The sequence below is a fragment of the Rhodovarius lipocyclicus genome (assembly GCF_009900765.1).
GTDB classification, from domain to species: domain Bacteria; phylum Pseudomonadota; class Alphaproteobacteria; order Acetobacterales; family Acetobacteraceae; genus Rhodovarius; species Rhodovarius lipocyclicus.
The window spans coordinates 1-21,701 of sequence record NZ_JAAABL010000025.1 but is presented as its reverse complement, the minus strand read 5'-3'; the positions used below and the strand labels follow the sequence as shown (position 1 = coordinate 21,701).

Here is a 21,701-nt window from a genome sequence, read left to right as displayed (position 1 = left end):
CCGGCGGTGCGGGGAACCGTGCCGCCGGCCTGCCGCATGCGAGGGGGGAGACGCGTGAAGGAACCTGCCCGGACCCTGGCCTGGGACGATTTCCGCCTGATCGCCGCGGTGGCCGAGACCCGCAACCTGCCCGCCGCCGCGGCGCGGCTGGGCATCGACCATTCCACCGTCTTCCGCCGCCTGCGCCAGGTGGAGGCGCTGCTGGGCACGCCGTTGTTCGAGCGCCACCGCGCAGGCTACACCCTGACCCCCGCCGGGGAGGAAATGGCCGCCCTGGCCGCCCGGGTGGATGAGGACATCACCGCCGTCACCCGCCGCCTGTCCGGCAGCCTGCCGGTGCCCTCGGGCGAGGTGCGGCTGGCCACCAGCGACAGCCTGCTGATGGAATTGCTGATGCCCATGCTGGCGCGCTTCCGCCACGCCAACCCGGCCATCCGGCTGGATGTGGTGACGGGCAACGCCGCGCTGAACCTGTCGCGCCGCGACGCGGACGTGGCGGTGCGCGCCACCGACAACCCGCCCGACACGCTGGTGGGCCGCCGCGCCGCGCGCATCGCCTGGGCGCTGTACGGCTCCGTCATGGCCCCCCCGCCGCATGACCCGGAGGCCGAGGCCGACTGGGTGTGCCTGGGTGACAATCTGGCCGGGCTGCAGGTGGTGCGCCATGCCCGCGCCATGGTGCCGCCCGAGCGCCTGGCCGGGCGCTTCGACACGGTGCTGGGCCTGGCCCAGGCGGTGGCGGCCGGGGTGGGGGTGGGGCATCTGCCCTGCTTCATCGGCGACCTGTGGCCCACGCTGACCCGGCTGGCGCCGCCCCGGCCGGAATATGCCTCCGACCTGTGGCTGCTGACCCACCCGGACCTGCGCCACACCCCGCGCGTGCGGGCGCTGATGGACAGCCTGGCCGCGCAGATCGCGGAGAAACGCGACATGATCGAGGGCGGCGCGGCGCAAGCCTGAGGAAGGGCTGGCCCCGCGCGCCTCCCGCCCGGATAATCCCCCCAGCAGCGCAGGGAGAGGGGATGGCCCCGCCACGCATCGCCTTCGTGACCATCGGCCAATCCCCGCGTGAGGATGTGGTGCCGGAGGTGCTCGCCCTGGCCGGCGCCGCGCCGGCCGAGGTGGAGGCGCGCGAATACGGCGTGCTGGATGGGCTGGACGCCGCGGCCATCGCCGCCGGCGCCCCCAGACCACGGGAGCCGGTGCTGTACACCCGCCTGGCCGATGGCGGGCGCACCAGGCTGGGGGCGGGCTTCCTCGCCCGCCGGCTGGAACCCCTGCTGCACCGGCTGGATGGGGAGGGGTTCGACCTGATCGTGCTGCTCAGCACCAGCCTGTTCCAGCCCTATCGCCTGCGCACGCCCTTCGTGCACGCCCAGCAGGTGGTCGATGCCTGGGTGGCCGCGCTGGTGATGGGGGAGGCCCGGCTGGGCGTGCTGCATTCCATCGCCCAGCAGCATCGCGGCTTTTCCCACGGCATGCTGATCCAGGATGCGCGGGCCGTGATGCGGGAGGACGACCTGACCGACCTGGATGAGGCGGTGGACCGGCTGGCGGCCGCCAACCTGATCCTGATGCACTCGGTGGGCTACACGGAGGCGATGGCGGCGCAGATGGCCCTGCGCACCGGCAAGCCGGTGGTCACCGCCCGGCGCATCGTGGCGGGCGCGGTGCGGCTGCAGCTCGTCTCCCTGGCCGCGCGCGCCCTGCCGCCGGTGCCCGAGGAGGCCTCCCCCCACGCCCTGCTCGAACGCCTGCCGGGCCAGACCGAGCAACTGACCCCGCGGGAGCGCGAGGTGCTGGCGGGCGTGCTGGACGGCGCCGGCAACAAGGAGATCGGCCGGCGGCTGGGCATCAGCTATCGCACAGTGGAGATCCATCGCGGCCGGGTCATGGCCAAGCTCAATGCCAGCTCCCCGGCGGAGCTGCTGCGGCGGCTGGTGATCGCGCGGGGGCGATAGCTGCCCAATTTCCGGGCCGACCGCCTGATTTTCGCACAGCCCGCCCCGGCCCGGGTAAGGGTCCGACCTTATGGGACCGCCAGGCGCACTCCTGTATCCCCGGGGGATCGGGAATACCGGGCGTGCCAGGGGCGCGGCCCGGCAAGGCATGGGTGTGCTGGAACATGGCGGATGCGGCGTCTCGTTACCGGATCGGTTTCGACATTGGCGGAACCTTCACGGATTTCATCCTGCTGGACCGCAGCGATTCCACCATCCGGCTGCACAAATGCCTGACCACCCCGCATGACCCGTCCGAGGGCGCGCTGGCGGGCCTGGCGGAACTGGTGGCCGGCGCCGGCCTCGCCCTGGCCGATATCAGCGAGATCGTGCACGGCACCACCCTGGTGACCAACGCGCTGATCGAGCGCAAGGGCGCCACACTCGGCATGATCACCAGCGCGGGCTTCCGCGACGTGATCGAGATGGGCACCGAGCAGCGCTACGACATCTACGACCTGTTCCTGCAATACCCGGACCCGCTGGTGACCCGCCGCCGCCGGCTGGAAGTGGCCGAGCGCATGGACCGCGACGGCGCCGTGGTCACGCCGCTCGATCTGGTGGCGGTGAAGCGCGCGGCGCGCGAGCTGGTGGAGGGCGGGGCCGAGGCTATCGCCGTCTGCTTCCTGCACGCCTATCGCAACCCCGCGCACGAGAAAGCCGCCGCCGCCGCGATCCGCGAGGAATTCCCGGACATCGCGCTCTCCCTATCCTCGGAGGTGGTGGCCGAGCTGTGGGAGTATCAGCGCTTCGTCACCACCTGCGCCAACGCCTATGTGCAGCCGCTGATGGACCGCTACCTGAAGCGGCTGGAGCGCGAATTGTGGAGCGGCGGCTTCCGGGGCGCGCTCCGGCTGATGCAGTCGGCGGGCGGGCTCGTCTCCCCGGATGTGGCGCGCGCCTTCCCGATCCGGCTGCTGGAATCGGGGCCGGCGGGCGGCGGGCTCGCCACCGCCTTCTTCGGCGGGCTGGTCGGCAAGCGGGATGTGATCTCCTTCGACATGGGCGGCACCACCGCCAAGGCCTGCATGATCGCCGACGGCCGCTGCGAGGTCTCGCCCATGATGGAGGTGGCGCGGCTGCACCGCTTCAAGAAGGGCTCCGGCCTGCCCATCAAGGCGCCCGTGATCGACATGATCGAGATCGGCGCGGGCGGCGGCTCGATCGCCGCGATCGACGAGGTGGGGCTGCTGAAGGTGGGCCCGCATTCGGCTGGCGCCGATCCGGGCCCGGCCTGCTACGGGCGCGGCGGCGCGCAGCCGACCGTGACCGACGCCAACCTGGTGCTGGGCTATTACGACCCGGGCTTCTTCCTGGGCGGGCGCATGGCGCTGGACAAGCCGGCGGCGGAGGCCGCGCTGGCCGCCGTGGGCGGGCGGATCGGGCTGTCGGCGGTGGAGACCGCCTGGGGCATCCACCGCACCGTGACCGAGAGCATGGCCGCCGCCGCGCGCATCCATATCGTGGAGAAGGGCAAGGACCCGCGCCGCTACGCCATGGTGGGCTTCGGCGGCGCCGGCCCCGCCCATGCGGTGGAGGTCGCGCGCATCCTGGGCGTGGAGGAGGTGCTGATCCCGCCCGCTTCCGGCGCCGCCTCGGCGCTAGGCTTCCTGGCCGCGCCCCTGTCCTTCGAGGGCGTGCGCTCCCTGCCGGTGGCGCTCGATGACCCGGGCGCGCCCGCCGCGATGGAGGCCGTGCTGGCCGAGCTTTCGGCCGAGACGGCGTCCATGCTGACGGGTGCGGGCATTTCCGCCGCCGACATCGCCATCGAGCGCAGCGCGGACATGCGCCTGTCGGGCCAGATCCATGAGATCAACGTGCCGCTGCCCGCGGGCCCGATCACGGCCGAAAGCCTGCCCGCCGTGATGGAGGCCTTCCGCCGCGTGTATTCCGCGCGCTTCACCTCGGTCTATGAGGGGGTGTCGGCGCAGGTCATTTCCTTCCGCGTGCGCGCCGTCGGGCCTTATCCGGAACTGACCGTGGTGCAGGCCGGCACGCCGGAGGGCGGGGTGGCCCTGAAGGGCCGCCGCATGGCCTGGTTCGGCGATGCCTTCCACGACACGCCCGTCTATGACCGCTACTCCCTGCCCGCCGGGCAGGTGGTGCGGGGCCCGGCCATCATCGAGGAACGCGAGGCCACCACCATCATCGGCCCGCGCGACAGCGTGACGGTGGGGGCGGCGGGCATGCTGCGCATCGCGGTGGGCGTTTCGGCCCCCGTCGCCGCGCGCATCACGCCGCTGACGCCCATCGAGGAAGCCCGCGCGCTGATCGAGGCGGACCCGGTCTCGCTCGAGATCATGTGGAGCCGGCTGGTCACGATCGTGGAGGAGATGTGGCACGCGATCTGCCGCACCGCCTTCAGCCTCATCGTCTCCGAGGCGCAGGATTTCGCCTGCGATATCCTGGACGCCGATGGCGAATCCCTGGCGCATTCGCCGCGCGCCATGCCGGTGTTCAACCTGACCCTGCCGCGCGCGGTGAAGGCGATGCTGGCCAAATATCCGGCCGAGACGCTGCGCCCGGGCGATGTGCTGATCACCAACGATCCCTGGCTGTGCGCGGGGCATCTGTACGACATCGCCATCGTCACCCCGGTGTTCATGAACGGGCGCATGGTCGCGCTGCTGGGCACCGTCGGCCATGTGGGCGACATCGGCGGCATCAAGGACGGGCTGAAGGCGCAGGAGGTGTTCGACGAGGGCCTGCAGATCCCGATGGCCAAGCTGTACCGCGCGGGCGAGGCCAACGACACGCTGTTCGACATCATCGCCGAGAATGTCCGCAAGCCGGAGGAGGTGCTGGGCGACCTGCACGCCTTCATCGCGGCCAATGCCCAGGGCGGCGAGCGGCTGCTGGACTTCATGCGCGACTACGGCATGCAGGACCTGCGGGCGCTGGCCGCCGTGGTGCAGGGCCGGGCGGAGCGCGCGATGCGCGACGCCATCCGCGCCCTGCCGGATGGCGAGTATCATTCCACTGTCAGCAACAACATGCTGGGCCAGACCCTGCATTACCCGCTGAAGCTGACGGTCTCGGGCGACGAGATCGAGCTGGATTTCGCGGGCGCGCCCCCGCAGCTGCCGGCGGGCGGGCTCAACTGCACCTACAGCTACACCGAGGCGCATGGGTCCTATCCGCTGAAATGCATCCTCAGCCCGCAGGTGCGCGGCAATGCCGGCTGCTACCGGCCCATCACGGTGAAGGCGCCGGAGGGTTCGGTGCTGAACTGCACCCGCCCGGCGGCGGTGGCGCTGCGCACCCGCACCGGCTGGTACCTGGCGCCCAACGTGTTCCGCGCCCTGTCGGAGGCAGCCCCCGACCGCGTGCAGGCGCATACCGGCCTGCCGGTCTCCATCAAGGTGCATGGGCGCGATGCCTCGGGGCATCTGTATTCGGACCATTTCTTCATGGGCGGCGGCCAGGGGGCCGGCGCGCGCGGGGATGGCAAGTCGGCGCTGCTGTGGCCCACCTCGGCCGCCAATACCTCCATCGAGCTGTTCGAGACGCGGTCCCCCGTGCTGGTGGTGGAGAAGTCGCTGATCGCCGATTCCGGCGGGCAGGGGCGGCATCGCGGCGGGCTCGGCACCCGCACCCGCATGCGCAAGCTGCATGATGACGGGCTGCCCACCCAGGCCTCCGTCGCCGCCGAGGGGGTGGGCGTGCAGGCCCCCGGCCTGTTCGGCGGCGCCCAGGGCGGGGCCGCGCGCGGCGCCATCCTGGACCGCGAGGGCAACCTGCTGCGCGATTGCGGCACCGGTGAGCTGGTGACGCTGACCGACACCAGCAAAATGATCGAGATCCGCCTGTGCGGCGGCTCCGGCTTCGGCCCGGCCGGGGAGCGCCCGGCGGAACTGATCGAGCGCGACATCCAGGAAGGCTACGTCACCCCCCGGGCGGCCCAGCGGGCCGCCGAGTGAGAGGAGAGCGAGACATGCAACGCCGCGATTTCCTGCTGGGCGCGGGCGGCCTGGTGGCCGCTTCCTCCCTGGATCCCGCCTTCGGCTTCGAGCGCGAGGGCAACCGCCGCATCCTGGTGTTCTCCGGCAACCAGCCGGTGCCCATCCTGGACCCGCACCAGCGCTATGACTGGTCCACCCGCATGATGCAGCGCTGCCTGTACGATGCGCTGGTGCGCTATGACGGCACGCCCGCCCGCGTGATCCCGTGGCTGGCCGAAAGCTGGGAAACCAGCGCGGATGGCCTGACCTGGACCTTCAAGCTGGCGGCGGCCGCGAAGTTCAACAACGGCGACGCGCTGGATGCGGAGGCGGTGCGCTTTTCCTTCGCGCGGGGCCTGCGGCTGAACAAGGGCATCTCCTGGATGCTGTCGCGCCATCTGAAGCCCGAGAAGATCGAGGCGCTGGACGCGCGCACGGTGCGCTTCACGCTGGAACGCCCCTATCCGGATTTCATCGCCTTCCTGCCGCTGTGGTTCATCGTGAACCCGAAGCAGGTGCTGGCGAATGTGGACGGCGACGACGACGGCCAGAAATGGCTGACGGCCAATGCCGCGGGCTCTGGCCCGTTCCGCATCCGCCGCTGGGATGGCCAGACGGTGATGTCGCTGGAGGCGGTGCCGGAGTACTGGAAGGGCTGGCCGATGGCCGAGGCCGACCGCCCCGCCGGCGTGATCTTCCGCGTGATGCGCGAATCCGCCCCCCGCAAGGCCGCCTTGCAGCGCGGCGAGGTGGATATCGCGGCCGGCCTGACGCCCGATGACCTGGAGCAGCTGGAGCGCGTGCCGGGCATGGTGGTCACCAACGATCCCGGCGCCGCGCCCTTCTTCATCATGATGAACACGCAGAAGGGCCCGACGGCGGACCTGAACCTGCGAAAGGCCATCGCGCATGCCTTCGACTACGACGCGCTGATCACCATCCACAAGGGCGATGCCAGGCTGCTGGATGGGCCCTTTCCGGTGGTCACGGCCGGGCGCATCGCGCTCGACATGCCGCGGCGGGACCTGGACAAGGCCCGCGCCTTCATGGCGCGAAGCGCCACCCCCCAGGGCGGGTTCGAGCTGGAATACCTGCATGTGGCGGGCCATGAGGTGCAGCGCCAGATCGGCCTGGTGCTGCTGAACGCGCTGCAGCCGCTGGGCATCCGGGTGAACCTGGTGGGCCAGCCCTGGCCCACGCTGATCGGGCGCGGCGCCAACCCGGACACGGCGGCGGCGATGACGGCGGTCTATGTCACGCCCGTCACCACCTCCCCCGATACGGTGGCGTCGCAATACGCATCCAGCGCGGCGGGGCAGTTCTGGGGCATCCATCACCTGCGCGACGCGCGGATCGACGCCATGGTGGCCGAGGCCGCCGTGGAGCTGGACGCGCCGAAGCGGCGGGAGATGTATGCCGCCATCCAGCGCCGCGTGCTGGAATTGCAGCCGGCGGTGTTCTGCATGACGGCCAACCAGCGTTGGGCCATGCGCAATTACGTGCGCGGCTTCGCCAACCAGCCGCTGAACCTGACGGGCGAGGTCGATCTGTTCCCGCTCTACGCGGCGCGTGGATGAGCATGCTGCGCTATCTGGCCCGGCGCCTGGCCTATGTCGGCATGATGCTGGCGGGGCTGGTGCTGATCACCTTCGTGATCTCCAACGTCACGCCGGCGGACCCGGCGGCGCTGGCGGCCGGGCCGGATGCGACGCCGGAGATGGTGGCGACGCTGCGCCGGGAATACGGGCTGGACCGGCCCCTGCCGCAGCAGTTCCTGCGCTATGCGGACGACCTGCTGCATGGCCGCCTCGGCCGCTCGATCCAGAGCGGCAATGAGGTGGCGCAGGATCTGGCGCGCTATGTGCCGGCCACGCTGCAGCTGGTGATCCTGGCCATGGGCTTCGCCTGCGCGGTGGGGATACCGCTCGGCATGCTGGCGGCGGTCCGGCGGCAATCCTGGCTGGACCACGGCATCCGGGTGCTGGCGGTCTCGGGTGTCGCGCTGCCGGCCTTCTGGATCGCGCTGCTGCTGCAATTGGTGGTGGCGGTGTGGTGGGGCTGGCTGCCGACCGGGGGCATGCTGTCCATCGCGGCGGACCCGCCGCCCACCCTCACGGGCATGGTGCTGTTCGATGCGCTGCTGGCGGGGGAATGGGGCACCTTCCTGGATGCCGCCCGGCATGCGGTGCTGCCGGCGCTGGTGCTGTCGCTGCCGTGCCTCGCCTCCGTGCTGCGGGTGAACCGGGCGGAGATGATCGAGGTGCTGGGCTCCGACCACATCACCGCCGCGCGCGCCCATGGCGTGGCGCCCGGGCGGCTGGTGGGGCGGCTCGCGCTGAAGAACGCCATGCTGCCGACGCTGGCGATGATCGGCCTGCGCTTCGGCTGGATGCTGGGCAGCACGGTGCTGGTGGAGACGGTGTTCGACTGGCCGGGCATCGGCCTCTACGCCGTGAATTCCGCCATCGCGGCCGATTTCAAACCCGTGATGGGGGTCACGCTGGTGATCGGGTTCCTGTTCATGCTGAGCAACCTTCTGGTCGACCTCGCCTATGGCTGGCTGGACCCGCGGACGCGCGGCGCATGAGCGCCACCCTGCAACGCCTGCGGCTGGAACATGCGGGCAGCCTGCGCCGGCTGCGCTTCTTCGCCTGGACCTTCGCGCGCAGCCCCTCGGCCCTGCTGGGGCTGGTGCTGGTGCTGGCCTTCTGCATCCTGACGCTGATCGGCCCCTGGATCGTGCCGTACCCGGAGCACGCGCGCGGCGCGGTGGATCTGGCGAACCGGCTGCGCCCGCCCTCCGCCGCGCATTGGTTCGGCACGGATGAGATGGGCAACGACATCTTGACCCGCGTGGTCATCGGCACCCGCACCAGCTTCTGGATCGGGCTGACCATCACGGGCCTCGCCGCCCTGGTGGGCGTGCCGCTGGGGGTGGCGGCGGGGTATTTCGGCGGGCGCGTCCGCACCGTCCTCATGCGCGTGACGGACGTGTTCCTGGCCGTGCCCGGGCTGGTGCTGGCGCTGGCCATCGTGGCCGCCCTCGGCCCCGGCATCCTGCACGGGGTGCTGGCGCTGGCGGTGGTGTGGTGGCCCGGCTATGTGCGGCTGATCGAGGCCAAGGCGCTGACCCTGCGCTCCGAGGCCTATGTGGAGGCCGCGCGCACCATGGGTGCCTCCCACACGCGCATCCTGTTCCGCCATATCCTGCCCAACTGCATGGGGCCGCTGGTGGTGAAGGCCAGCATGGACATGGGCATGGCGATCCTGGCCGCGGCGTCGCTGGGGTTCATCGGGCTCGGCGCCAAGCCGCCCGCGCCGGAATGGGGCGCCATGATCGCCACCGGCCGCAGCTACATGCCCGACTGGTGGTGGTATTCGGCCTTTCCGGGCCTGTGCATCTTCCTGACGGTGCTGGGCTTCAACCTGTTCGGCGACGGTCTGCGCGACACGCTGGACCCCCGGAGCGCGCGCGGATGAGCCTGATCGAGATCAGCGACTACCGCCTTGCCTTCGATGGGTTCGAGGGGCGGGTGCATGTGCTGGACGGCATCGACCTGGCGGTCGAGGCGGGCGAGGCCGTGGGCATCGTGGGGGAGACGGGCTGCGGCAAGTCGGTGCTGGCCCGCAGCCTGCTGCGGCTGAACCCGGCGCCGCCCGCGCGGGTGGTCTCCGGCGCCATCCGCTTCGACGGCGCGGATGTCCTGGCGATGGACGCGGCCGGGCTGCGGCGGCTGCGCGGCGGCACCATGGGCATGGTCTTCCAGGACCCGGTCACCTACCTCAACCCGGTCTTCACCATCGGCCGGCAGATGGAGGAGGTGCTGCGCGCCCATGAACCCGCCATGCCGCGCGCCGCGCGCCGCGACCGCGCCGTGGCCCTGCTGGATTCCGTGCGCCTGCCCGGCCCGGCGGCGTTGCTGGACCGCTATCCGCACGAACTCTCGGGGGGCATGCGCCAGCGCGTGCTGATCGCCCAGGCGCTGGCGGGCAACCCGCGCGTGCTGATCGCGGACGAACCCACCACGGCGCTGGACGTGACCATCCAGCGCCAGGTGCTGGCGCTGATCGCCGATCTGGTGGAGCGGCTGGGGCTGACGCTGCTGCTGATCAGCCACGATCTGGGCGTGATCGGCGCCGCCTGCCGCCGCATCGTGGTGATGTATGCCGGCAATGTGGTGGAGGACGCGCCGGCGGCCCTGCTGTTCGCGGCCCCCCGCCACCCCTACACCCAGGGCCTGCTGGCCGCGATGCCCGACCTGCGCCGGCCCGGCCACATGCCCCAGGGCATTCCGGGCAGCATCCCCAACCTGCGCGACCCGCCGCGGGGCTGCCGCTTCCACCCGCGCTGCCCGCTGGCGGCCGAGATCTGCCGGCAGGAGAAGCCGGAGCTGCGCGGCGCGCCCCATGCCGTGGCCTGCCACATGGTGCCGGCATGACCGCGCTGCTGGAGGCACGGCGCGTGACGGTGCGCTTCGGCGCGCAGGCGGCGGTGAACGATGTCAGCCTGGCGCTGCGCCCCGGGGCCGCGCTGGGGCTGGTGGGGGAATCGGGCTCCGGCAAATCCACCCTGCTGCGGGTGCTGCTGCGCCTGCAATCCGTGGCCGAGGGCCATGTGCTGATGGATGGCACCGATATCACCCAGGCGCGGGAGGCCCGGCTGCGCGCCCTGCGCCGCGATGTGCAGGTGGTGTTCCAGAACCCGCATTCCGCGCTGAACCCGCGCCACAGCGTGCATGACAGCGTGGCCGAGCCCCTGCTGATCCAGGGCGGGCTGACCCGGCGGCAGATCCGCGACCGTGTCGCCGCATTGCTGGACGATGTGGGGCTGGGCGGGGAATTCCTGTGGCGCTACCCGCATGAGCTATCGGGTGGGCAGAAGCAGCGCGTCTGCATCGCCCGCGCGCTGGCCCCCGGCCCCCGCGCCCTGCTGCTGGATGAACCGACCTCGGCGCTGGATGTCTCGGTGCAGGCGCAGATCATCGAACTGCTGCGGGGCCTGCGGGAACGCCACAAGCTGGCCTTCCTGTTCATCTCCCACAACCTGGCGGTGGTGCAGCTGCTGTGCGAGGAGGTGGCGGTGCTGCGCCAGGGCGCGATCGTGGAGCAGGGCCCGGTGGCGGAGGTGCTGCACGCGCCCCGCGATGCCTATACGCGCGCGCTGATCGCCTCGGTGCTGCCGCCCGGGTTGAACCGGCTGGATGGGGCCTGACGCCCCTCAGCCCCTGATCCGCGCCAGATACTGCCGGTGCCAGTCCACATAGCCCGGATGCACATGCGCCAGCCTGTCCCGCAGCACCCCATGCGCCTCCGCCAGGCGGTGGAAGGGGATGAAGGGGTACAGGTGGTGCTCCGCGTGATAGGGCATGTTCCACATCAGCAGCCGCAGCAGCGGGTTGGTCAGCATGGTGCGGGTGTTGGTCAGCCCGTCGCGCTCATGCGAGCAGAAGGTGTGTTCCGTCAGCAGATAGCAGCGCAGCAGGGATTGCCCGAACAGCTGCGGCAGCACCCAGAACAGCAGCACCGCCTGCCAGCCCAGGGTCAGCCCGGCCAGCAGCACCGCCCCCGCCACGAAGGCCAGCATCCAGCGCACGCTGCGCACGATGCGCAGCGCCGCATCGGGGTGGATATAGGGATAGGCCGAGAAATCCCCGCGCAGCCCATCCACCGCGATGCGGAAGCGCGAGCGCCAGTAGGGCAGGGTGGTCAGCCGCAGCAGATAGCCGCGGAACCGCGTCGGCGGGGGCTGCATCATCAGCTCCGGGTCGCGCTCGGGGTCCTGGGTGTGGCGGTGATGGGCCAGGTGATAGGCCTGATAGAAATGCCAGTTGAACAGGGAGGGCGCGCCGGCCAGCCAGCCCACCACCGCGTTCAGCCGGCGGCTGGCGAAGGCGGTCTGGTGCATCGTCTCATGGAAAGGCGCGAAGAAGGCCGCCTGCACCACGCCCAGCGCCAGCACCGCCGGGGTTTTCCACCAGCCCGGCAGCAGCGCCACCAGCGTGCCCGTCAGCAGCAGCAGCCCCAGATGGATGGCCAGGTGCCGCAGCCCCTCGGCATCCGAACGCCCGGCCAGATGCATCATCGCCGCGGGCGCGGGGGCCCGGATATGGGCCTGCTCATGGGTCAGTCCGCTCATGCTGGTGGCTCCTGGCTGAGGCATGGCCAGCACAGCAGCCGGGCGGGGCGCTGTCGAGCGTGCGGGCGCGCGCCATGGGGCGGCCGGGAAGGGCCGCGCACCGCTACCGGGCAGAAGCTGCCCATCCAGGCGGCGGCGGAGACAGGCGTGAATGTCCTGAAAAGTGGTATCAATGACATTTGGGACAAACCCGCCTTGCCCTAACCTGCGCCCAACCGCCGCGGCATTCCGCTCGCGGCACCACAGGCAAGGAAGCAGGCCCATGGCCAGCAAGGGTACAGCGGTGATCACCGGCGCCTCGACAGGGATCGGCGCCCTTTTCGCGGAGGGTCTGGCGGCGCGCGGCCATGACGTGATCCTGGTGGCGCGCAACGCCGAACGGCTGGAGGCTACGGCCGCCCGCATTCGCGCCCGCCACGGCGTGGCCGCGCGCGGCATCGCCGCCGATCTGTCCGACCCCGCGCAGCTGCGGGCGCTGGAGGCCACGCTGGCCGCCGATGCGGGCATCACCGTGCTGGTGAACAATGCGGGCATCGGCGCCACCGGCACGCTGGCGCAGACCGATCCGGCGCGTTTGGATGCCATGGTGGCGCTGAACGTCACGGCGTTGACGCGGCTGACCCGTGCCGTGGTGCCGGGCTTCCTGGCGCGCGGGGCCGGGCGGGTGGCGAACATCGCCTCCGTGCTGGCGGTGGCGCCGGAGGTGTTCCACGGCGTCTATGGCGCCACCAAGGCCTTCGTGCTGGCCTTCAGCCAATCCCTGCGGAAGGAATTCGCGGGCACCGGCCTCGGCGTGCAGGTGGTGCTGCCGGGTGCCACCGCCACGGAATTCTGGGAAACGGCGGGCGCCGATGTCGGCAATGTCCCGCCGGAGATGGTGATGTCCGCGACCGACCTGGTGGCGGCCGCGCTGGTGGGCTTCGACCGCGGCGAATTCGCCACCCTGCCCGCCCTGCAGGACGGCGCCCAGTGGGAGGCCTTCGAGGCCGCGCGCCAGGCGATGATGCCGAACCTCTCCACCTCCCGCGTCGCGCCGCGCTACGCCACGCCCCAGGCGGCTTGACGGGCCGCGCCGCGCATGGCGTAAATCGACGTATACGGCGATTTACGCCATGGAGGCCTCATGCCCAGCATCGGCTACCTCGTCTATGACGGCTTCCAGGTGATGGGCCTGGCGGCCATGTCCGCCTTCGAGATGGCGAACACCGTGCTGGGCCGCCGCGCCTATGAGGTGCGGGTGATGTCCGAGCGCGGCGGGCCGGTGCGCAACACGCTGGGCTTTTCCATCGACACCCAGCCCTGGGACGACGATTTCGCCGACACCACCATCACCGGCGGTTCGGCCGATGCGCGGACCGGCACGCCCGGGCTGCTGCGCTATCTGCGCGCCGCCGCCCGATCCTCCCGCCGGGTCGCGGGCATCTGCACCGGCGCCTATGTGCTGGCGGAGGCCGGGCTGCTGGACGGCCGCCGCGCCACCACCCATTGGGCCCATGCCCGCGCCCTGCAGGCCCGCTACCCCCTGGTGAAGGTGGAGGAGGACCGGATCTTCACCGTCGATGGCCCGATCTGGACCTCGGCGGGGATGAGTGCGGGCATCGACCTGGCCCTGGCCCTGGTCGAGCATGATTTCGGCCACAAGGTCGCCAAGGCCACCGCCCGCAGCCTGGTGGTGTATCTGCGCCGGCCCGGCGGGCAGTCCCAGTTCTCCGCCCTGCTGGAGCTGGAGCCGCGCTCCGACCGTATCCGCCGCGCCCTCATCCACGCGAAGGAGAACCTGCGCGACGCGCTCTCGGTGGAGGAACTGGCGGAGACGGCGAGCCTCAGCCCCCGCCAGTTCAGCCGCCTGTTCCGCGAGGAGACCGGCCAATCCCCCGCCAAGGCGGTGGAGCATCTGCGGCTGGAGGCCGCGCGGATGATGATGGAGGAAGGCCGGCGCAGCCTGGACGAGGTGGCGCGCGAGACCGGCTTCGCCGACCGGGAGCGCATGCGCCGCGCCTTCGTCCGCGCCTTCGGCCAGCCGCCCCAGGTCCTCCGCCGCGTGGCGGAGACCCAGCGCCCCGCCCTCACCTGAACCAGGCGCCCGAGCGCACCGCCACCGCGATCGCCAGCCCATAGACCACGAGCGCCGCCGCCAGCGTGGCGTACAGCGCGGTCAGCGAGCCGGTCAGCCGGATCGCGGCCCAGCCCCCGCCCAGCGCGATGGCCAACCGGAGAAAGCCCGCCGTCAGCGGCCAGAACAGCCGCCCCGCCCCCTGGGAGGCGAAATACAGCGTCAGCCCCAGCCCGAAGAAGCCATAAGCCGGCCCCACGACGCGCAGGTACTGGCTGCCCGCCGCCAGCATCTCCGGCTCATCGCTGAACAGGCGCAGCCACAACTCCGGCCAGATGGCGGCGCAGAGGCCCAGCCCCTCCGTGATCAGGAAGGCCATGGCGCCGCCGGTGAGTGCGATGCGCAGCGCGCGGTCCCGCTGGCCCGCCCCGATATTGGTGCCCACCAGCGCCACCAGCGGCGCGCCGATGCCGAAGCTGAGCGGCACCAGCAGGTATTCCAGCCGCGCGCCGGTGCCGAACCCCGCGATGGCGCCCACCCCGCCGGCGGCGGCCACCAGCCCGGTGGCGCCGCCAATGGTGATGTTGGTCAGCACCGAGGTGATGGCCGAGACCGCGCCGATGCGCAGGATGGCGCTCAGCGGCGCCCAGCGCAGCCGCACCCAGCGGAACCGCGCGACGTTGCGCCCCGACAGGATGTACCAGGCCATGGCGATGGTGCCGCCCACGAAGAACAGCAGCAGCGCGACGCCCCCGCCCGCGATGCCCATGGCCGGGATGGGCCCCCAGCCGAAGATCAGCAGCGGCGAGAGCGGCACCAGGAACACCACCCCCACGCAGATCACCGTGGCCGGATAGGCCATGTTGCCCGTGCCGCGGATGACGCTGGCCAGCCCGTTCATCAGCCAGATGAAGACGACGCCGCTGAACACCGTGTCGGAATAGATCATGGCGGCGCGCAGCTCCTCCCCCTCGCCGCCCATGGCGCGGTAGAGGTTCTCCCCGAACAGCAGGAACAGGGCGGAGATCGCCAGGCCCAGCACCAGGTTGATGAAGACCGCGTGCAGCACCAGCGCGTCCGCCTGGTCACGCCTGCCGGCCCCCAGCGCGCGCGCCACGGCCGAGGATATGCCCCCACCCATCGCCCCGCCGGAGATCATGGTCATCAGCATGACGGCGGGGAAGGTCAGCGCCATGCCCGCCAGCGCCGCGGTGCCCAGCCGGGACACCCACCAGGTCTCGATCAGCCCGGTGGCGGCCTGGGCCAGCATGATCAGCACATTGGGCCAGGCCATGCGCAGCAGCAGCGGCACGACGGGCGCCTGCAACAGGCGCTGGGTGCGCTGGTCCGTGCGCGGCGGGGAAAGGGGGGAAGCGGCGGTTGTCGCGCTCATGCTCTGACGGTCCTCACAAGGGCGCATCACCGGCGCGCCCAGGGGGGCAGAGTGCCGGGCTGCCGCCACGGCAGGAATGTCAGAGATGCCGCGATTCAGGACATTCCCGACCCTCGGGGGAGTGAGGGGGGCCGCTGGCGCCCCGCCCACCCGCCGTGCAGACTGCGGCCAGGACGTGGCGCCGGCGTGCCGCGCATGCACGGGAAGCCCCAATGGATTGGTCGATCAAGGAAGGCATTTTCGCGCTGGGGGACCTGCCGCTGTCGGCGGGCGGCACCCTGCGGGACGCGCGGCTGAACTGGCGGGCGCATGGCACGCTTTCCCCCGCGCGGGACAATGTGATCGTCTATCCCACCAGCTATTCGGCGCAGAGCCCGGAACTGCAATGGCTGCTGGGGCCGGAGGGAATCCTGGACCCCACGCGCTGGTTCATCATCCAGCCGGACATGTTCGGCAACGGCCTGTCCAGCAGCCCGTCGAACAGCGATGACTACCCGGCGCTCGTCACCGCCTTCGACAATGTGCGCGCGCAGCGGCGCCTGCTGCGGGAGGTGTTCGGGGTGGAGCGCGTGGCCTGCGTCTATGGCTGGTCCATGGGCGCGCAGCAGGCTTATCACTGGGCGGCGGAATTCCCGGAGGCGGTGGAGCGCATCGTGGCCATCTGCGGCACCGCCCGCACCTCGCCGCACAACCAGGTGTTCCTGCGCAGCCTGATGGCCATTCTGGAAGCGGCGCCCGAATACCAGGGCCAGGGGCGCTTCTCGGCGGAGCCGGTGGCGGCCGTCCGCGCCTTTGCCCGCAGCTATGCCGGCTGGGCGCTGAGCCAGGATTTCTACCGCGCCGGGCTGCACCTGGCCTCGGAGCCCGACCTGGAAAGCTTCCTGCGCAACCAGTGGGAGGCGCGCTGGGCCATCCGCCGCGCCGCCAACCTGTATGCGCAGCTGAAATGCTGGGATGCGGGGGATATCGGCCAGGCTTACGGGGGGGATCTGCCCCGGGCGCTGGGGGCCATCCAGGCGCGGGTGCTGCTGATGCCGGGCGACACCGACCTGTATTTCCGCGTGGCGGACAACGCGGCCGAACTGCCGCATCTGCGCCATGGCAAGCTGCTGCCCATCCTCAGCATCTGGGGCCACCGCGCGGGCAACCCCATGGGCAACGCGGCCGACACGGCCTTCATCCGCGATGCCGTGCGGGAGTGGCTGGCCACCCCCGCATAAGGCCGGCGGTCAGATCGACAGCTGCACGCCGGAGCTGCGGATCGCCGCCTGCCAGCGCGCGGTCTCGGCCTCCAGGAAGGCGGCGAAGGCGGGCACGGACAGCGGCATGGCCGAACCGCCCGCCCCTTCCAGCCGCTGCCGCACCTCGGGCACCGCCAGGGCGCGCTGCACCCCGGCGTTCAGCTTCTGGATCACCGCCTCCGGCGTGCCGGTCGGCGCCATCAGCCCGTACCATAGGGAAACGGCATAGCCGGGCACCGTCTCCGCCACGGCGGGCAGGCTGGGGGCCAGGGCCACGCGCTGGGGTGCCGTCACCGCCAGCGCCTTCACCCGGCCGGAGGGCACGAGCTCCTGCATCGCCCATTGCCCGGCGAAGGCGATGTCGATCACCCCCGCCGCCAGGTCGCTGACCACCTGCGGAGAGCCGCGATAGGTCACGTGCAGCACGTCGATGCCGGTGGCGGCCTTCAGCATCTCCATGGCCAGATGGGCGCTGCTGCCCTCGCCCCAGGAGCCGAAGCGCACGGCGCCGGGCTCAGCCTTAGCGCGCGCGATCAGCGCCGGCAGGTCATTGGCCGCGAAGCCCGGGTTGGCCAGCAGCACCAGCGGCTGCACCGCCAGCGAGGCCACCGGCGTGAAATCCCGCGCCGCGTTGTAGGGCACGTTGCGGAACAGGGTGGGGTTGATGCAGATCGTCTCCGCCGTGCCCAGCGCCAGCGTGTAGCCATCCGCCGCCGCGCGCGCCGCGGCCTCGGTGCCGATCATGCCGTTGCCGCCGGGGCGGTAGTCGATGACGAAGGGCTGGCGCATCTCCGCCTGCAGCTGGTCTGCCGCCAGGCGGGTGGACATGTCGGTCAGGGAGCCCGGCGGCCAGGGGATGATGATGCGCACCGGCCGCGCCGGGTAGGCGTCCTGCGCCAGGGCGGGCAAAGGTGCCAGGGCCGCGCCCAGGCCCAGCAGGCCCCCCAGAAGGTCGCGGCGAGGGAGGGATGTCTCGTGCATGCGGGCAATCCTTGGGTTGAAGCGGCTATTCCTTGCGGATGTTCCAGGCGAGCGGCGCGGGGCTTTCCAGCATGCCGGTGATGTTGGCCCGGTGCGCGGTGGGCTGGCGGAACAGGCCCAGCGGCACGATTGGCCATTCCTGGAAGGCCGCCTGTTCGATCCGCGCCGTGATGGCCAGGCGCGTGGCGTCGTCGGGGGCGTTGAACCATTCCTCCCGCAGGGCGGTGAGGGTTGCGCTGCGGAAGCCGCCGGGGAATGGGTTGGCCTCATCCCCGCGCGTCAGGAAGCTCAGCGCGGGGCTCGCGACGTCGGAGCCGCGCAGCCAGGTGTGGAAGATGCTCCAGCCCCCGCGCTCCGGTGCCTCACGCGAGCCACGGCGGGCGAGCATGGAGCCCCAATCCATCGAGATCAGCTCCGCGTTCATCCCCAGCCGGCGCAGCAGGTCGAAGGTGATCTGGCCCATGGGCTGCACGGTGGGCACATCGGTGGGGGAGATGATGACGATCTTCTCCCCGTTGTAGCCCGCGCTCTGCAACGCCTGGCGGCCGCGCTCCAGGCTGCCGGTCATGGCCTCCCCGCCCGCGCCGGTGGAGCTCGGCAGGCCGCAGGGGAAGAAGGATTTGCAGGTGGAGAAGAAATCCGGCGAGCCCGCGATGGCCTGCAGATAATCCTCCTGCCGGATCGCGGCGGCGACGGCCGCGCGCACCTCCAGCCGGTTGAACGGGGCGTGCAGGGCGTTGAAGCGCAGGAAGGGCATGGAGCCGATATTGTCCAGCGTCACCAGCCGCACGTCGCGGTTGCGGCGCAGCAGCGGCAGCAGGTCGGCGGTGGGTTCCTCCCACCAGTCGATCTCGCCGGTGGACAGGGCGGCGGCGGCGGTGGCGGCGTCGGGGATGGTGACCCATTCCACCCGGTCCACATGCACCACCTTGCCGCCGGAGGCCCAGCTGGGCGGTTCTTGCCGGGGGATATAGCCCTGGAACTTCTCCCACACCGCGCGGTTGCCCGGGGCCCATTCGCCCGGCACGAAGCGGAACGGGCCGGAGCCCACGGCCTCCCGCACCGGGGTGGTGGGGGGTGTCAGCGCCAGGCGCTCGGGCATGATGAAGGCGACGTTCATCGCCATCTTGCCGATCGCGTCCAGCAGCAGGGGGAAGGGGCGCTTCAGCACGATGCGCAGGGTGCGGTCGTCCACCTCCTCCATCACATCGACCGAGGCCATGAGCGTGCCGCCCAGCCCGTCCCGCGCGCCCCAGCGGCGCAGGCTGGCCACGCAGTCGCGCGGGCGCACGCGCTCATTGTCGTGGAAGCGCAGCCCCTCCCGCAGGCGGATGGTCCAGATCAGCCCGTCGGCGGAGACAGTGTGCCCCTCGGCCATCTGCGGGCGGGGCGTGCCCTGGGCGTCGATGGCATAGAGCGTGTCATAGACCATATACCCGTGCGCCCGCAGCAGGTTGGCGGTCGAGATCATCGGGTCGATCTGTGAGAGATCGGCGTTGGGCGTCCAGCGCAGCACGCGGCGGTTGCCTTGCGCCAGGGCCGGTGCGGCCCCCATGGCTGGGAAAGCGGCGGCGGCGCTGAGGAGCTGGCGGCGGTTCGGTTCCATGGGCTTCCGTGGCTTTCGGGCTGGGGGTGTCAGATGTGTTCGGCAGGCGGCGGGGGGGCGCGGCCCCGGATCAGGTCCGCGGCCTTCTCGGCGATCATGATGGTCGGCGCGTTGGTGTTGCCGGAGGTCAGCGTGGGCATCACCGAGGCATCGGCGACGCGCAGCCCCTCGATGCCGTGCACGCGCAATTCGTCGCTGACCACGGCCATCGGGTCCGCGCCCATGCGGGCCGTGCCGGCCATGTGGTGCACGGTCAGCAGGTTGGCGCGGATGTAGTCCTCCCATTCCGCATCGGTGCTCACCGCCGCGCCGGGGCGCAGCTCCGCCCCCCGGAAGGGCGCCAGGGCGGGCTGGGCCATCACCCGGCGCATGATCTTCAGGCTCTCGCGCACCAGCCACATGTCATGCGGCGCGGTCAGATAGCGCGGGTCCATCGCCGGATGCGCAAAGGGGTCGGCCGAGCGCAGCCGCAGCTCGCCCCGGCTTTCGGGGCGGATGGGCCCCACGCGCAGCGAGATGGCCGAAAGCTCCCCGCGCGCCGGGTTCGGCGGGCGGAAGGGCAGGCGCAGCCGCGCATCCTTGAAGCGGCCGGCGAAGGGCTTGAAATGCACCTGGCAATCGGGGGCGGCGGCGGCCGGGTCCACGCGCAGGAAGGCCCCGGCCTCCATGGGGGATTCGGTGAAGGGGCCGCGCCGCAGCAGCAGCGCCTTCAGCACATCGGCCGTGGCGCGCTCGAATTGTAGCCGGTCCACCACGCTGATGGGCTGGGTGCAGAGCGTGTCGATCTCCGCGTCGCAATGGTCCTGCAGGTTTTGGCCCACGCCCGGCAGGTGGTGCAGCGGCGCGATGCCAAGGCTGCGCAGATGCTCCGCGTCGCCGATACCCGACAGCATGAGCAGCTGTGGGGAATTGATGGCGCCGCCGGCCAGGATCACCTCCCGCCGAGCGCGTAGCTCGACATCCCGCCCGCTCTGACGGAAGGCGACGCCCACGGCGCGCCGGCCCTCGAACAGCAGGCGCGTGGCCTGGGCGCCGGTTTCCAGCCGCAGGTTGCCGCGCTTCAGCGCCGGGGCCAGGAAGCCGCGCGCGGTGGTCCAGCGCAGCCCCTTGCGGATGGTGAAGTCGAAGGTGCCGAAGCCTTCCTGCTCCGCACCGTTGAAATCCGGGTTCTCGGGGAAGCCCGCCTGCACCCCCGCCTGCACGAAGGCCGCGAAGACCGGGTTGCTGCGCCGGGCGCCGCGCACATGCAGCGGCCCGCCGGTGCCGTGATAGGCATCCTCGCCGCGCTCATGGTCCTCCGACCGGCGGAAATAGGGCAGCACGTCCCGATAGCCCCAGCCGCGGTTGCCGAGCTGGCGCCAGTGGTCATAGTCCTGCCGGTTGCCGCGCACATACAGCATGCCGTTCATGGCGTGGCTGCCGCCCACCATGCGCCCGCGCGGCCAGGCCAGGCGCTGGCCGGCCAATTGGGCCTGCGGCTCCGTCTCATAACCCCAGTTGCTGGCGGGGTTGCTGAAGGCGAAGCCTTGCAGCAAGGGCCAAGTGTAAATCGGGCTGCGGCGCATCTCGCCGGCTTCCAGCAGGACGACACGGCTGCCCGCATCCTCCGACAGGCGCGCCGCCAGAACGCAGCCCGCCGAGCCCGCGCCCACCACGATGAAATCTGCTTCAGGCCCGCTGGGCATGGTTGCTTGGACTCCTCGGGGCAGGGCCCCGCATGACGGAAATGTTGCATGGGCGATGCGACCGGAATTGTCCGTGCGCGACATCGCCCTGAAGCGGTGCGACGGCTGTCAATAAACCGGAAAGCGCCGGCACAGCTCCTGGACCTCAGCGCCGATGGCGGCCTCGATGGCCGCGTTGCCGTCGGGGTTGTTCGCCCCCGCCAGCCCTTCCAGCACGCGCCCGATCATCTGCCCGATCTGGCGGAACTCCGCCTCCCCGAAGCCCCGCGTCGTGGCGGCGGGCGAGCCCAGCCGCACGCCCGACGTCACCATCGGCTTCTCCGGGTCGAAGGGGATGGCGTTCTTGTTGCAGGTCAGGTGCGCCCGGCCCAGCGCGCCCTCGGCCGCCTTGCCCGTCACGCCCTTCGGCCGCAGGTCCACCAGCATCAGGTGGTTGTCCGTGCCACCCGTCACGATGCCGAAGCCCAGCCCCTTCAGCGTCTCGGCCAGCACGGCGGCATTGGTCACCACCTGCTTCGCATAGGCGCGGAATTCGGGGCGCAGCGCCTCACCGAAGGCCACCGCCTTGGCCGCGATCACATGCATCAACGGCCCGCCCTGCAGCCCGGGGAAGATCGCGGAGTTGATCTTCTTCGCCAGCGCCTCGTCATTGGTCAGGATCAGGC

At 71.4% G+C, this 21,701-nt stretch carries 16 protein-coding genes and 1 pseudogene; 11 read left to right on the top strand and 6 right to left on the bottom strand.

Annotated elements, in window-relative coordinates; translation table 11 throughout:
• The first annotated feature begins 54 nt into the window (after nucleotides 1–54).
• The 8 genes from GT007_RS15145 (at nucleotide 55) to GT007_RS15110 (ending at nucleotide 11,153) form a co-directional block, all read left to right on the top strand.
• On the top strand, nucleotides 55–960 hold the full coding sequence (locus tag GT007_RS15145) for a LysR family transcriptional regulator (protein ID WP_236571684.1): 906 nt from the start codon (nucleotides 55–57) through the stop codon (nucleotides 958–960).
• Between the two features lie 62 nt (nucleotides 961–1,022).
• A complete protein-coding gene (locus GT007_RS22220) occupies nucleotides 1,023–1,961 on the top strand; it encodes an AroM family protein (protein ID WP_201451936.1) in 939 nt (312 codons plus the stop codon).
• 164 nt (nucleotides 1,962–2,125) lie between these two features.
• Nucleotides 2,126–5,920, top strand: coding sequence for a hydantoinase B/oxoprolinase family protein (locus GT007_RS15135; protein WP_160122465.1), 3,795 nt, complete (start codon nucleotides 2,126–2,128; stop codon nucleotides 5,918–5,920).
• Nucleotides 5,921–5,934: 14 nt separating this feature from the next.
• A complete protein-coding gene (locus tag GT007_RS15130; protein ID WP_160122464.1) occupies nucleotides 5,935–7,518 on the top strand; it encodes an ABC transporter substrate-binding protein in 1,584 nt (527 codons plus the stop codon).
• A complete protein-coding gene (locus GT007_RS15125) occupies nucleotides 7,515–8,528 on the top strand; it encodes an ABC transporter permease (protein WP_201451935.1) in 1,014 nt (337 codons plus the stop codon). Before GT007_RS15130 ends, GT007_RS15125 begins: the two co-directional genes overlap by 4 nt.
• Nucleotides 8,525–9,421 carry an ABC transporter permease gene (locus GT007_RS15120; RefSeq protein ID WP_160122463.1) on the top strand — a complete coding sequence of 299 codons (897 nt, stop codon included), beginning with the start codon at nucleotides 8,525–8,527 and terminating at the stop codon, nucleotides 9,419–9,421. The genes GT007_RS15125 and GT007_RS15120 overlap by 4 nt, the downstream gene beginning before the upstream one ends.
• Nucleotides 9,418–10,380, top strand: a complete 963-nt coding sequence (locus GT007_RS15115) for an ABC transporter ATP-binding protein (RefSeq protein ID WP_160122462.1) — start codon at nucleotides 9,418–9,420, stop codon at nucleotides 10,378–10,380. Before GT007_RS15120 ends, GT007_RS15115 begins: the two co-directional genes overlap by 4 nt.
• The gene (locus GT007_RS15110) at nucleotides 10,377–11,153 is read left to right on the top strand and encodes an ABC transporter ATP-binding protein (RefSeq protein WP_160122461.1); all 777 of its coding nucleotides are present in this window, start codon (nucleotides 10,377–10,379) and stop codon (nucleotides 11,151–11,153) included. Before GT007_RS15115 ends, GT007_RS15110 begins: the two co-directional genes overlap by 4 nt.
• Nucleotides 11,154–11,159: 6 nt before the next feature.
• Here GT007_RS15110 and GT007_RS15105 read toward each other — a convergent pair whose 3' ends face one another.
• Nucleotides 11,160–12,077, bottom strand: coding sequence for a fatty acid desaturase (locus GT007_RS15105; protein ID WP_160122460.1), 918 nt, complete (start codon nucleotides 12,075–12,077; stop codon nucleotides 11,160–11,162).
• 262 nt (nucleotides 12,078–12,339) lie between these two features.
• On the opposite strand from GT007_RS15105, the gene GT007_RS15100 reads away from it, so the two are divergent.
• Nucleotides 12,340–13,140 (top strand): SDR family NAD(P)-dependent oxidoreductase, encoded by an 801-nt coding sequence (locus tag GT007_RS15100; RefSeq protein WP_160122459.1) that lies wholly within the window; start codon nucleotides 12,340–12,342, stop codon nucleotides 13,138–13,140.
• Nucleotides 13,141–13,200: 60 nt separating this feature from the next.
• Complete coding sequence (locus tag GT007_RS15095) at nucleotides 13,201–14,151, top strand: GlxA family transcriptional regulator (protein WP_160122458.1); 951 nt, start codon at nucleotides 13,201–13,203, stop codon at nucleotides 14,149–14,151.
• Here the strand turns inward: GT007_RS15095 and GT007_RS15090 are convergent.
• Nucleotides 14,144–15,523, bottom strand: coding sequence for an MATE family efflux transporter (locus GT007_RS15090; protein WP_160122457.1), 1,380 nt, complete (start codon nucleotides 15,521–15,523; stop codon nucleotides 14,144–14,146). The genes GT007_RS15095 and GT007_RS15090 overlap by 8 nt on opposite strands.
• 212 nt (nucleotides 15,524–15,735) lie before the next feature.
• Between GT007_RS15090 and GT007_RS15085 the strand changes: the two genes are divergently transcribed.
• Nucleotides 15,736–16,743 carry an alpha/beta fold hydrolase gene (locus tag GT007_RS15085; protein WP_160122456.1) on the top strand — a complete coding sequence of 336 codons (1,008 nt, stop codon included), beginning with the start codon at nucleotides 15,736–15,738 and terminating at the stop codon, nucleotides 16,741–16,743.
• A gap of 9 nt (nucleotides 16,744–16,752) precedes the next feature.
• On the opposite strand, the gene GT007_RS15080 is transcribed toward GT007_RS15085, so the two are convergent.
• The 4 genes and pseudogenes from GT007_RS15080 to glyA all read right to left on the bottom strand — a co-directional run.
• Nucleotides 16,753–17,745, bottom strand: coding sequence for a Bug family tripartite tricarboxylate transporter substrate binding protein (locus tag GT007_RS15080; RefSeq protein WP_160122455.1), 993 nt, complete (start codon nucleotides 17,743–17,745; stop codon nucleotides 16,753–16,755).
• Between the two features lie 25 nt (nucleotides 17,746–17,770).
• A complete protein-coding gene (locus GT007_RS15075) occupies nucleotides 17,771–19,351 on the bottom strand; it encodes an ABC transporter substrate-binding protein (protein WP_160122454.1) in 1,581 nt (526 codons plus the stop codon).
• A gap of 29 nt (nucleotides 19,352–19,380) precedes the next feature.
• Nucleotides 19,381–21,036 (bottom strand): GMC family oxidoreductase, encoded by a 1,656-nt coding sequence (locus tag GT007_RS15070; protein WP_160122453.1) that lies wholly within the window; start codon nucleotides 21,034–21,036, stop codon nucleotides 19,381–19,383.
• A gap of 108 nt (nucleotides 21,037–21,144) precedes the next feature.
• Nucleotides 21,145–21,701: pseudogene (gene glyA, locus GT007_RS15065) on the bottom strand (serine hydroxymethyltransferase); the annotation flags it as partial.

What these genes read in the sequence shown, in the direction of transcription:
- GT007_RS22220 (WP_201451936.1), top strand. Translation starts at nt 1,023, where the DNA reads ATGGCCCCGCCACGCATCGCCTTCGTGACCATCGGCCAATCCCCGCGT.
- GT007_RS15135 (WP_160122465.1), top strand. Translation starts at nt 2,126, where the DNA reads ATGGCGGATGCGGCGTCTCGTTACCGGATCGGTTTCGACATTGGCGGA.
- GT007_RS15130 (WP_160122464.1), top strand. Translation starts at nt 5,935, where the DNA reads ATGCAACGCCGCGATTTCCTGCTGGGCGCGGGCGGCCTGGTGGCCGCT.
- GT007_RS15125 (WP_201451935.1), top strand. Translation starts at nt 7,515, where the DNA reads ATGAGCATGCTGCGCTATCTGGCCCGGCGCCTGGCCTATGTCGGCATG.
- GT007_RS15120 (WP_160122463.1), top strand. Translation starts at nt 8,525, where the DNA reads ATGAGCGCCACCCTGCAACGCCTGCGGCTGGAACATGCGGGCAGCCTG.
- GT007_RS15115 (WP_160122462.1), top strand. Translation starts at nt 9,418, where the DNA reads ATGAGCCTGATCGAGATCAGCGACTACCGCCTTGCCTTCGATGGGTTC.
- GT007_RS15110 (WP_160122461.1), top strand. Translation starts at nt 10,377, where the DNA reads ATGACCGCGCTGCTGGAGGCACGGCGCGTGACGGTGCGCTTCGGCGCG.
- GT007_RS15105 (WP_160122460.1), bottom strand. Translation starts at nt 12,077, where the DNA reads ATGAGCGGACTGACCCATGAGCAGGCCCATATCCGGGCCCCCGCGCCC.
- GT007_RS15100 (WP_160122459.1), top strand. Translation starts at nt 12,340, where the DNA reads ATGGCCAGCAAGGGTACAGCGGTGATCACCGGCGCCTCGACAGGGATC.
- GT007_RS15095 (WP_160122458.1), top strand. Translation starts at nt 13,201, where the DNA reads ATGCCCAGCATCGGCTACCTCGTCTATGACGGCTTCCAGGTGATGGGC.
- GT007_RS15090 (WP_160122457.1), bottom strand. Translation starts at nt 15,523, where the DNA reads ATGAGCGCGACAACCGCCGCTTCCCCCCTTTCCCCGCCGCGCACGGAC.
- GT007_RS15085 (WP_160122456.1), top strand. Translation starts at nt 15,736, where the DNA reads ATGGATTGGTCGATCAAGGAAGGCATTTTCGCGCTGGGGGACCTGCCG.
- GT007_RS15080 (WP_160122455.1), bottom strand. Translation starts at nt 17,745, where the DNA reads ATGCACGAGACATCCCTCCCTCGCCGCGACCTTCTGGGGGGCCTGCTG.
- GT007_RS15075 (WP_160122454.1), bottom strand. Translation starts at nt 19,351, where the DNA reads ATGGAACCGAACCGCCGCCAGCTCCTCAGCGCCGCCGCCGCTTTCCCA.
- GT007_RS15070 (WP_160122453.1), bottom strand. Translation starts at nt 21,036, where the DNA reads ATGCCCAGCGGGCCTGAAGCAGATTTCATCGTGGTGGGCGCGGGCTCG.